Below are 11,153 nucleotides of genomic sequence, written 5' to 3' on the forward strand. Positions count from 1 at the left end.
GCATGGGACACCCCTCTTGTGATAGATGCCCATAGTCTAAGGACCCTAGCGGCTCACTATGTGAGCCTGTACTGAACTTCGTCGCTAATCAGGAAACCCTATTACTGCTGGAACAGAATCCCATGCATCCGTCCTTGCGTCTGCATCCCCTGCAAAGACGGTTGGCGGGCTTGTATTCCGTTTCGATTTCTATGCAATACCGCATCACTCTGGAGCTGGAGATTAGGGAGCGGGAAATCGTTTTCGTCAATGTCGGCAGCCACGGAGAGGTGTATTGAAGTAGATAACCTGCGACTTCAGTCGCGGGTAATTGGCAGCAGAAAGGGCCGTCCGATTGCCCGGCGGCCCTCTTGCAATCCATTCCGCATCCCAGCGATACGCCCGTCCTAGGCGATTTCCCTCTCCGCAAGCTGTTCCCCCTGCTGCGCGCAGCAGGGGGCGCTCCGGCTCAGTTGAGGGGCATCAAATAGTTCACGATCACCTGCTGCAGGAAGCCGCACTGCTGGTTGGCCTGCTGCACGTTCGGGTTCGACGTGTTCAGGTGCAGGTTGCCGTAGGCGTCCGTCCACCCGGCATCTACCTGCCAGCCGTCACCGTAGTCGAAGATCGTGGCGGTGACGATGTTTCCGCCCGACGAATAGCTCCACTGCTGGGCGTAACCGCCGCCGTTCTCCGTCCACCCGCTGCCGATCTCGTACGTGGTCATCAGCCACGAGTTATAGACGGTCGATTTGCTGAACGCGCCGGTGTAGCCCTGAGTATTGCCGAACCCGTCGCTTGAAAACAGGGCGTAGCAGAGGTCGCTGGGCGGGTACTCGGGAATGTCACTGGCGGCCTGGAGCCAGAACTCCGTGGCGGTCACGTACTCGCCGCGCAAGTGGCCGGGCTCCTGCACAAAGTCGGTGAACCAGACCGAAAGCTCATCGTCGGCCGATGCGATGTATTCGGCGCATTTGCCGGTCGGGGAGGTGACCTCGGCGATGGAGCCGCGCCACCATTGCTTGGTCGCGGGCGCGTTCTGGTAGGTGCGGCGCTGGATGGTGTAGAGCTGTCCGGTGATCGCGACTTGAAGGTTCAGGTTGAGCTGACTGGTGATCTGGTCGCCCATCTGGGTCCAGTATTCGTCGCCGTTAACTACGTCATCGGAGGCGTTAGCGAGCATGCCGAGCTGGGTCGTCTGCCCGCTGATCGGGCTGGTATAAACCTGCTCCCAGACCTGCTGCAGCGTCCCGTTCGTCTTGCTGTTCATGAGCGTGTCGTGGAGCGTGGACACGTAGGTGGCCGTCGCATCGGACGCCGCGCTGAGCATGGACTGATACGTTTCGAGCGTGGTCGGACCGCTGCCTCCTTTCGCATTGGCCGCGTCCTGCGCAGCGGTCATGGCGGTGCTGATCAGCGCCCCCACCGCGCCGCCGACGTCCGGGATCAGGTTCGCGGCGATCTGCACCGCGCCGAAGATGCAATCCGTCAGGATCTGGAGGCCGGGGTCTACGATGGGCGCCTCGTTGAAGGTGTCGTAGATGCCCGAGAAGTCCGCCAGCGCGTCGGCGGTCGAGACCTGGATCGTATTGAGCGTCTTGTTGAGCACTTTGAGCACCCTGTCGGCGTTAGCGTCGGTCGCCGCCGGGAGGGGGCCGTAATCGTATGCCGACAGCCCCATGATCCCGCGCGACGTCGTCCACTCCCAGGTCGGCCAGCCGGCGCCAAAGCCCTTCAACCTAGCTACCCGCATGACGGCATTGGCCCACACCGCCGGGTCCTGGAGGTTGCACAGCTTGCGCGGCTGGGCGAGCGACTGGAAGAGCAGTGCGTTGTCGGCGTCGTAGAACGTGATCGCCGGATAGCCGGCGCCGAATGCCAGCGCGGTGACGTTCGTGCCGTCGGACTGGAACGTGGGGATGGCCATCTGGTACCCCTGAGCCTTGGCCCAGCGCATGACCGCTTGCCCCCACCCGGCGACGTCCGTGGGATCGAACGACTGCAGGTCGGAGATCGGGATCGTCACGAGCGAAAGATCGGCGTGGTTCGAGAGAAGAATCACGCCCCAGGTCCCGTTGCCCACCTCCCAGGTGGGGATCGCGCCGGCGTAGCCCTGGGACTGTGCCCACGACATCACGGTCATCACGGCGTACCGCGCCATCGGCAGCGACGGATCGGGCGCATAGGGCTGTAACGTGGTCGTCGGGACGTCCTACCACTGGAGCAACTGCACGGGCATCGGGGGAGCGGGGGCGTCGAGCATGGAGCGGGCAGGGTTAACGGTGGCGTTCATCGCGTTAGGTTCCTCTTTTACTGGTTATGGACCATCGTGGCGATCACGGCTGGTCGGGGACCCAAGGGAAGAAAGAATAGGAAATTCAATGGGTATGTCACCCATTCGAAAAAAGATAGAAGACAAAATTGAAGTTTCAATGGGCATGCCGCCCGTTCGGCTCGGAGGGATGCTCCCTGTGTCCAAGAGGAACCTTTGACGGTCCGTAGACTTGGATTTCGAAAAGTTCACAATTCTCGCGACAAGGAAGCCCGCGATTTCAATCGCGGGAAGAATTGCCGCACGCCAAAGGATTCTTGAGTTATAGACGTAATACCTCAGCCTCGATACCGTGTTCTCACGGATGGCCTCGGTTGGATCGCGGTTATTCTTGGTGCGGCGATTGTCGTCGTGGTCATGTACAAAGCAAGGCTTGCTTTTGGGTTGCCACTTGGAGCTGGGCCACTGAAAGAACGGCGCGTCCAATTCTTAATGTGGATCGGAACCTCGCTCCTTTCGATTCCTATTGTTTTCTATTTCTCGATGGTCTTGATTGGGGGGATATTCGGAATAGCGCTGGTGATCTTCGGCAAGATGACGCCGGCTGAAGCACTGGCATATGCTTTTGCTTTTCACGGCAGGTATCCATCGCGGTGGCGGCAAGAAGGTGCATAACACAGCGCTACACCACTTTCGAGGAACTGAAGGTAGTTGCCGCGCGGAAGTAACTGAACAAAGAGCAAAACACTCTTTTGCCAAACAAAGAAGTAATACAGTATAACGAAATTCTGTAAAGTCACTTTACAAAAATAATTCCTTCACCCGCAAGCCGAATGTCATACGGTGATGATCTCACAACCAGGAGCTGCCGATCCTTGATGGCCTCACCCTGCGGCAAGTGTGGTGGCGAGGCCTTTGCCGCAATCCACGCCGTTCATATTTGCCAAACAAAAAAGTAATACGGTATAACGAAATTCTGTAAAGTCACTTTACAAAAATCATTCCTCACGGGAGGCATCATGCGCGTGCTCGCGATCGTTCAAAACAAGGGGGGCGTGGGCAAAACGACGGTAGCTCGTATTCTCACTGAGTATTTTGGCATGCAGGGTATTCGCGTTCTCGGAATCGATCTGGACCCACAATGCAACTTTTCCCGTCGTTTTCTAACGATGCAATTAGACCCGACCGATCCAGACGGTGTCATCCCCCCACTTCACCCCGACTACGACGAAAAAGAGGATCCTCAGTGGAGCGGACGCAGTGCGAGTGCCGACATATTCTATGAAGGCATGGTAGTCCCTTACGGCACGCGTTACGCGTCAGTCGATGTACTCCCAGGTCATGGTTCGCGACTGCGTACGGTTGAGCTAGTTCGGGCGGAAGAAGTCGTGACTCAGGTCCATGATCGACTTCGCCAATTTCTTTATCGTGACGATGTCCAATACTCATATGATCTGGTGATCCTTGATACATCGCCTTCGAAAGGACCCCTGACAGTAAGTGCAGTTCGGGCGGCCACTCACCTTTTGATTCCGACGACAATGGAACCTCAGCCAATTGAAGGTTTGTACGGCATGCTTCAGCTGTGGCGACGCGAACAGGCTAAACGAAAACCATCGGAAGCCCTCGCTATCTTAGGCATCCTTCCGAATATGTTTCGAAAGGGAGTCGCACTACACGAAGGACTTTTGGCGAGTCTACAAAACGACCAAGCGATCTCGCCGTTTCTTACGCCGTTTCATTTGGGCCAACGCATCGCATTTGCAGAGTCTGATCACGCCGATGCGGCACCGCCATCGGTATTCGAGCTATCTGCGAAAGACCCGGCGAGGAAGGAGGCCGACGAGTTAGGCCGGTACATCAAACACCATCTGGGGATATAGCAGTGACAACGAAGAAAAAGCGTTTCGGTACGCTGTCCGTCGTAGGCCAAGGTATATCTTCCGTCCTACGTAGCATGGACAGTGCAACCGACGGACTCAACATCGAACAACTCCCGCTTGACCGGATTGATCCCGATCCTGACAACCCAAGGAAACTTGGCCTGAATCGCGAAACATTCGCGCTTTATGCAAACGGACATCCCGTACCCGACACACTACAAATGACTTGGAATGCTTTGCAGGAGCTTGCAGTCAGCATCAAACAAATAGGTGTTCAACAAGCAATCAAGTGTTATAGGTACGGAGACCGGTTCCGCATCGCTTTTGGCGAACGCAGATTCTACGCCACCATACTTGCCGGACGTGAGACCATACCGGCCTGGATATTGGATGAAAAACCTAGATTGCTGAGGCGAATTCAATATGCCGAGAATGTCCTTCGAGAGGATCTAACGCCGTGGGAGCGTGTTTCCAATGTTATGGCGTTGATCGAGGAATACAAGAGAGAAGAAGGAAAAGACCTCACGTCGCGGGCATTGGCAGAGCTGCTGGGAATATCCCATACACAGGCCAACTCCTATTTGTCTATTATTCGTGGCCCAGCAGACGTTCAACAGTGGCTCAAAACCGGAACGGTCACCGCCATAGAAACAGCCGCGAATCTTGCTCGCATCGAAAACCCTCAAAAGCGTGATACGGCCGTTAACGCATTAAAGCAAGGGCGTGATCCAAAAGAGATCTTCGATTCTTTAAAGGGCAAGCCGTCTGACGAAAGGCATAGCGATACTCATGACAGCCATGATCACTTGCTTGTCTCGGCACGAGGGCGCCCCAAGACACATGTCTATCTTGGCCGGACTAATAACACGAATGTCGTCCGCAAATTAATCGCCGGTGTGCTCGGGGAAGCGGCCGTTCCCGATATCGATTGGACTGATCTTGGAGCTGTGTCGCGTCTATGGGCATCTTTTCTTGATTCGCTCGAAAAAGGTACTGACTGAATGCGGAAAGTTAGTTACCGGTTGCCGGCTCCTTTACTGGACCAAGTTAAGCATTCCGCACTCATTGTGTATGGCCCCAAGGGAAAGAGCAGATGGATCTGTGAGGCTATTAGAGAGCTAGTTGATGCCGATCCAGGATTGACCAAGGTCGGTCTCAGCGAAGCCTTGAGCGACAACGACGCTCTGGACATCGTTAATTTCGACGAGACGACCTGGGCTCTGTTTGAACAAGCCTGTCTTGTTGTCAGACGACAAGACCCGCTTTTCGAAGGAGTTCGTTCGGCGGTTATTCGTGCGGCCATTCGCCACCGTATCGGTAATCGAGTAGTGGAACGCTTGACGATCGATCAATAACGAGATATGAATTAAACTCGAATTTACAGTTCTGGTTTTCAGCAGAACGTTCTGCCTCGACGGTTCGCCGTTGAGGAAGACCTAGCTGGGGTCTCAAATAAAACAGCCCAGTACCAGCCGCGCGGGCCATCCCGCCAGGCTATCCAAAACCCTGTCCAGGGGGACACATACCCCTGCAGGGATTCCCATGTGCTTCCCTTTGGACGTGTCCGCCGGCGTTCCGCGCACCCCGGCTTTTCAACCTGTTCATGTCCCGCGCGCGGCGGAGGGAGCACTCATCATGTTGAATAAGGCACAACTCATCGGCCGTCTCGGTCGAGATCCCGAAGTCCGCTACACCGGCGAGGGCACGGCTATCGCGAATCTCGCGATCGCCACGTCAGAAGTCTACAAGGACAAGGAAACCGGAGAACGCAAGGAAAATACCGAATGGCACCGGGTCGTTCTATTCGGACGGCTGGGTGAAATTGCTGCCGAATATCTCAAGAAGGGTTCGCTCATCTATCTCGAAGGGCGCTTGCAGACTCGCAAGTGGCAAAAGGACGGACTGGACCAGTACACGACCGAGATCGTGGGACAGGAGCTGAAGATGCTCAGTCCCAAGAACGGTGGCGGAGAGCAGGTTCACGGTCATCCGGCGCAATCCGGCCATCGATCGGCCAAAAACGCTCCCGCCCCATCACCGCGTGGCGGCAGTAGTTCTAGGACACAGACGGGTTCAGCGTTCGACGATCTAAACGATTTCGATGACGACATCCCATTCGTCTCGGCGTTCGCCGTCGCTACCCGGCCGGCTCGCAAGATCGGACTCGTGACCTTCATCGAGAATCCGATCCTCCGTTAAGAACGGCCGGCGACCGAGCCGATTCGATCGATCACATTCCCATCTGGGGACACTTTGGTTCCCGATGGGGGCATGGTGTCCCCTATAACATCACAAGGAGATCAACCATGTCAGAAGCACATACGCACGCCCGGCTGCCGATGCCGGTGGAAGCCACTCAGGCGCACGGTTTGACCGTGCAAACCTGGAAACTTCTCACGGATGTCCTGTTCCCGACCGCCAAGACCCCGGCCGCCATCCTCATGGCACTGGACTATTGCAAGGCGAGGGGAATGGACGTGTTCAAGAGACCGGTCCACGTGGTACCGATGTGGAACGCCGCCCTGGGCCGCGAAGTCGAGACGGTCTGGCCCTCGATCCAGGAGATCCAGACCACGGCCTCACGGACCAATGCCTGGGCCGGCATGGACCCGCCGAAATGGGGACCGGACCGGACGCACACCTTTAGCGGACGGGCGAAAAACTCGGACGGTAAATGGGAGGAGGTCGAGGCTACGGTGACTTTCCCTGAATGGTGCGAGGTGACGGTCTACCGGATCGTGGCCGGTAAGCGCTGTGCCTTCACCGAGCCGGTCTACTGGCTCGAAGCCTACTCACGCGCGGGCGGGAAGAACTCGGAAGTGCCGACCAGCATGTGGATCAAGCGGCCCCGCGGACAGCTGCACAAGTGCGCCAAGGCCGCCTCGCTGCGCGCAGCCTTTCCCGAAGAATGCGGCGACTACGCCGCCGAGGAAATGGAAGGCAAGGTGATCGACGATCCGGCGGCGGCTCCCGTCATCGAAGGGACGGCTACCCGGATCGAAGAGGACCCTGGCGAGACGGAGCCGCCGGCCGGGCAACCAGACGCGATCGATCCTTCGCAGATCAGTGACAAAGTCAAGCGAAAGACAGAGGCGCTGATCACCCGAGCCCGCGAGGCCGGGGCATGGCAGGCCGCTTCGGACTGGGCCAATGAGCACTACGGCGGTAGCGAGCTGACCTACGTTCTGACCGAGCTGAAGAAGGCCAGCCAGAACGGCGCAACACCACCGGTGCCGGACGGAACGCCACACGCCGCGTTCCGGCAAGCTCGCGAGTCCCTTGGAACGACGGGCCGCGCGCGTCGAACGGCTTAATTTTCTATTAACCCCAGATCGGGGCGTCATGCCCCGCCCGGGAGTCATGGCGCCCTTTTCATTGGAGGATGCCATGACAAAGGAAACCCTTAAATCACCCAACCAGCTCCCGCTCCACACGGACTGGGACCGTTACGAAACCCCGGCCGTCGTGCGCAAGCATGGGCGGCAGTTCCTGGAGCGTATCTGGATACAATCGGAGGGCGAATCTGCCTCGACGAGTTTCGAGCAGATCGCCCAAGCCTACGGCGCTCGGCTCTATGAGACCGACGACGCGACGCTTCTGTTTTTCGACGATGCGGAGCAGGCCGCGGCTTGCGCCCGCCGGTTGCGGAAGACGAGCAACGTTCTATCGATTGCCGCCCAACTCAGCGTGCAAAGAGATCGAGTCGACGCGCCCGTTCGCGGCTGGAGGTCGGCATGAAGATCGTGGATCTGGCGCAACGGAGCCCTGAATGGCATGCCTGGCGCCGCGCCGGGGTCACGGCCTCGGACGCGACCGTCTTGTTGGGATCGCCCTACAAGACGCCTTGGCGACTGTGGGCCGAAAAGACCGGCCGGCTCCTTGAACAGGACCTGTCCGGCAATCCCAACGTCCAGCGCGGCATTCGGGAAGAACCGGAAGCGCGGCGTCGCTACGAGGCGCGACATGATGTCCTTTTGCTCCCGGTTTGTGCCGAATCGACGGAAGAACCGATCGTACGGGCCAGCTTCGACGGTCTGACCGACGACGGTCGGCCGGTCGAACTCAAAGCGCCTACGGAAGACAACTTCCGTGACGCGGTGGCGAACGGCGTCCAGTCGGTGCTTTACCAGCTCTACTACCCGCAGGTTCAAGCCCAGATTTACGTGTCGGAATCCGATCTCGGGTACCTGACACTCCAATGCGACGATGCCTTTCTCGATCTTGAAGTGCCCCGGGACGAGGACTGTATCGCCCGGCTGGTGGAGGCCGCCCGGCGCTTTTGGGAGTGCGTCCGAACCGGCATGGAGCCACCATTGGAGCCGATGCGCGATCTGTACATCCCGAGCGGGCCCGACCTGGAGGCGTGGTTTCGCCTGGCCGCCGACTACCGGCAGTTGAACGAGAAATTGGCCAGTTATGCGGCGGAAACCAAGGCGATCGAAAAAGCGCTGGCCGAGCTGCAGCGGCAATTGGTCGAGATGATGGGGGAGTTCGCGTTCGCCGAGTCATCGGGTATTCGGATCAGCCGCTGTCTCCAACAAGGCGCCATCGACTACAAGGCGGCCGTGACGGAGTTTCTGCCTAATCTGACCGAGAACGATCTGAAGCGATTCCGAAGAAAACCCTCTGAGCGCGTTCGGATTACCGTCAGGGCGGAAGACGACAAGCGAACCGAAGTGCCGTTCGAGCCGGAAGCCTTGAAAAAGGCGGCCGAGGTCGATGCCTGGTTCTGATGTCGATAGTCCTTAATTAACCCTAATCAAAGGGGCGTATTCATCATCCAAAGGTTGTGATGCGCCCCCTTTGAGTTGGAGGCTCTTCGGATTTTGGTGTGTGGAGCCTTAAATCAGAGGCATAACAACTCTTTCATAAAACGGATCATGGTGTGTTTATGAGCGAGAAGCTAACAGAAGACCAATTGCAGACATTGAGACATATGCTTGGTATTGATGATCCCTCCTTGCGCGATCCGAAGCCATATCGCGACTACTATTGCGCAAACCGTAGAGACCAACACCTGCAGAAAATGGCCCAGATTGGCGTGGTGCGGTTGTATAGCCAGCAAGGCGGCTACGATTGGTACTGTACAACCGAGAAAGGTCGAGCGGCTGCGATTGAAAGTCATAGACGAATTCGCTACCCCCGCAGGAAACGGGTGTATCTGAAATACCTGGATATCAGAGACATCACCGGTTGCACATTCAAGCAATTCCTAACAGAGCCGGAGTATGCGGAGTGCCGACGTACGGCATAACATCCAGCCCCACATCACCGTAGGCTCACTGGAATAAAAACATTCGCCCCAACCTCGGTTGGGGCTTTTCCCCTGTCCTTGCCTCAGCGAGGTCAGCGGAAAAGCCGATTCGTTCAGACGCTCGTTTCCGCGAGCGTTGACCCCTGCCTTTGGGCAGGCGTTCCGCCTCCAGGCGGCGGGGAAGTCAATCTTCTCCGCGCCGGGTGCGTCAAGCCCGGTAATTCAACCGCTGCGGACTGACAACGCCGCAGTTTTTCATCAACCCCCAAGGGGCGCTATGCCCGGAGGGGGCGTGGCACCTCTTGGATGTATTGGGAGGTTGCCATGACCCGAGAAATGATCAGCAGTTTGATTGGTTTCCTGATGCTTCTCGCGACGGGACTGTCGCTGCCACCAGAGACCGAGGACCGGTTCTGGATGTTCGTGCGGACGTCCATAAACGTCCTGGCGAACTGATTGTTCGAAACGCCGACCTGATGCAGTTGCACCAAGCCGCGCTTGCAACGTGCTGTTTGACCACCCGCCCAGGGGAGATAGTGCCCCTGATGGGGGACGTGTCTCCCCTGATTTTTTAGAAGGAGGCACGACATGAAAGAAGTGTTCAAGATTATTCGACGCTTTTGCTTGAATGCTACAGACCACGAGTTGATCGAAAAACTCGATGCGATCGATGCGGTTTTGGACAGCTCCGACGAGGATCTCAGAACAGGTCTTATTCGGGTGGCGGACCTTCTCCGCGAAGAACTCCATGCGCGCCGCAAGGCCGCCCGTCTGAGTCGCAAAGGATAAGCCGTAAGCGCGCCTTCGGCTCTAAGGCAGCAAGTGTTTGCCCAAGCAGCCGCATATCGTTCCTATGAAAGGCTTCGATAGCAACCTGCTCCAGTGACTCTCGTTGCCCATCGATTACTGTCAAATCAACCATCTGATTCTCCTCCAACGAGGCAAGTAAGTTTTTGCAACCCACTCAGGGGAGATTCTGCCCCTGGGGGGACATGTCTCCCCTGATTTTTTCAGCAGGAGACACATCATGAAACGAAGCGACACCCGTTTTTCAAGAATGGCCGCCCGTATCGCCGCCGAGGACCAGATCCTCGAGATGGCGACGCTCAAACCCGCCACGGTCGCGGGTGTGCTGGTGCAGCAGCCGGATGTTTTCCGGGAACTGAACGACGACCTGGCCAGGACCATCGTCTTGTCCTTGCTCGACCGCGGCCAAGCCGAAACGCTCCGCCAACTTTTGGGGCTCAAGGCGATCGGCCGCCGCAAGTCCGCCCTGCTCGCCGAGCTACTCCTTAGGGATGCGTTCCGCGAGTAGCACGGCTTGCAGCAAACGGGACGCCGGACCCTCGTCCTCGTCCCGCCACGCCGATGCCGTCTTTTCCAGCGCGGCATTGTGCTCCTCGACTGTCTGGGGCGGCTTCAGGACGCCGGTCATGGCCCGAAAGGCCTTGAGCTCGTCTTGCGTCAGTCTGAGGTGATTGCCCAATTTGATCATGGATCGCTCCGGGTACGGTGTTCCATCGCGTCATCGTACCGCAGCGTCTATGTTTAGCAACCCCGAAGGGGAGGTTCATGTCCCCTTGGGGATCATGCGCCTCCCCGCCGGGTGAAATCCTGAAATAGGAGGAACGATGTACCAAGCCTTTTCCATTGCCGACACCTTCGGCATCCAAGCCCCGGCCAAGCTGACCGTCGAAGGCTTCTCCGACGGCAACCATCCCAAAATCCCGGTCAAACGGGACTACCTGTTCCGCAGGGAACCGCT

The 11,153-nt window shown here is 57.6% G+C and carries 15 protein-coding genes; 13 read left to right on the forward strand and 2 right to left on the reverse strand.

From position 1 onward, the window contains the following. Positions 1-122 precede the first annotated feature (122 nt). The gene (locus JOD69_RS24075; protein ID WP_168183698.1) at positions 123-278 is read left to right on the forward strand and encodes a hypothetical protein; all 156 of its coding nucleotides are present in this window, start codon (positions 123-125) and stop codon (positions 276-278) included. A gap of 170 nt (positions 279-448) precedes the next feature. Here the strand turns inward: JOD69_RS24075 and JOD69_RS24080 are convergent, their stop codons facing one another. Further along, positions 449-2,125 (reverse strand): hypothetical protein, encoded by a 1,677-nt coding sequence (locus JOD69_RS24080; protein ID WP_156881390.1) that lies wholly within the window; start codon positions 2,123-2,125, stop codon positions 449-451. A gap of 537 nt (positions 2,126-2,662) precedes the next feature. Here JOD69_RS24080 and JOD69_RS24085 point away from each other — a divergent pair. The 12 genes from JOD69_RS24085 (at position 2,663) to JOD69_RS24135 (ending at position 10,703) form a co-directional block, all read left to right on the forward strand. Next, entirely contained in the window at positions 2,663-2,926 is a 264-nt protein-coding gene (locus JOD69_RS24085; RefSeq protein WP_210024352.1) for a hypothetical protein, read from the forward strand. A 344-nt stretch (positions 2,927-3,270) separates the two neighbouring features. Further along, complete coding sequence (locus JOD69_RS24090) at positions 3,271-4,134, forward strand: ParA family protein (RefSeq protein ID WP_086132957.1); 864 nt, start codon at positions 3,271-3,273, stop codon at positions 4,132-4,134. Between the two features lie 2 nt (positions 4,135-4,136). Next, positions 4,137-5,135 carry a ParB/RepB/Spo0J family partition protein gene (locus JOD69_RS24095; protein ID WP_086132956.1) on the forward strand — a complete coding sequence of 333 codons (999 nt, stop codon included), beginning with the start codon at positions 4,137-4,139 and terminating at the stop codon, positions 5,133-5,135. After that, positions 5,136-5,489 carry a hypothetical protein gene (locus tag JOD69_RS24100; protein WP_086132955.1) on the forward strand — a complete coding sequence of 118 codons (354 nt, stop codon included), beginning with the start codon at positions 5,136-5,138 and terminating at the stop codon, positions 5,487-5,489. Positions 5,490-5,769: 280 nt separating this feature from the next. Beyond that, the gene (ssb, locus tag JOD69_RS24105; RefSeq protein WP_086132971.1) at positions 5,770-6,333 is read left to right on the forward strand and encodes a single-stranded DNA-binding protein; all 564 of its coding nucleotides are present in this window, start codon (positions 5,770-5,772) and stop codon (positions 6,331-6,333) included. A gap of 107 nt (positions 6,334-6,440) precedes the next feature. After that, complete coding sequence (gene bet, locus JOD69_RS24110; RefSeq protein WP_086132954.1) at positions 6,441-7,448, forward strand: phage recombination protein Bet; 1,008 nt, start codon at positions 6,441-6,443, stop codon at positions 7,446-7,448. A gap of 73 nt (positions 7,449-7,521) precedes the next feature. Continuing rightward, complete coding sequence (locus JOD69_RS24115; RefSeq protein ID WP_086132953.1) at positions 7,522-7,872, forward strand: hypothetical protein; 351 nt, start codon at positions 7,522-7,524, stop codon at positions 7,870-7,872. Further along, positions 7,869-8,867, forward strand: a complete 999-nt coding sequence (locus JOD69_RS24120; protein ID WP_210024353.1) for a lambda-exonuclease family protein — start codon at positions 7,869-7,871, stop codon at positions 8,865-8,867. Before JOD69_RS24115 ends, JOD69_RS24120 begins: the two co-directional genes overlap by 4 nt. Before the next feature lie 158 nt (positions 8,868-9,025). Continuing rightward, entirely contained in the window at positions 9,026-9,388 is a 363-nt protein-coding gene (locus tag JOD69_RS24125; RefSeq protein WP_086132951.1) for a hypothetical protein, read from the forward strand. A gap of 324 nt (positions 9,389-9,712) precedes the next feature. After that, entirely contained in the window at positions 9,713-9,844 is a 132-nt protein-coding gene (locus tag JOD69_RS25180; protein ID WP_280860329.1) for a hypothetical protein, read from the forward strand. Between the two features lie 132 nt (positions 9,845-9,976). Next, positions 9,977-10,177 carry a hypothetical protein gene (locus tag JOD69_RS24130; protein ID WP_156881393.1) on the forward strand — a complete coding sequence of 67 codons (201 nt, stop codon included), beginning with the start codon at positions 9,977-9,979 and terminating at the stop codon, positions 10,175-10,177. A 238-nt stretch (positions 10,178-10,415) separates the two neighbouring features. Continuing rightward, positions 10,416-10,703, forward strand: coding sequence for a hypothetical protein (locus JOD69_RS24135; RefSeq protein ID WP_086132949.1), 288 nt, complete (start codon positions 10,416-10,418; stop codon positions 10,701-10,703). Here the strand turns inward: JOD69_RS24135 and JOD69_RS24140 are convergent. Then, positions 10,674-10,883 (reverse strand): hypothetical protein, encoded by a 210-nt coding sequence (locus JOD69_RS24140; RefSeq protein WP_086132948.1) that lies wholly within the window; start codon positions 10,881-10,883, stop codon positions 10,674-10,676. The genes JOD69_RS24135 and JOD69_RS24140 overlap by 30 nt on opposite strands. Positions 10,884-11,153 lie beyond the last annotated feature (270 nt).

This window comes from Methylocaldum sp. RMAD-M, from assembly GCF_017832375.1.
In the GTDB taxonomy this organism is placed as follows: Bacteria; Pseudomonadota; Gammaproteobacteria; order Methylococcales; family Methylococcaceae; genus Methylocaldum.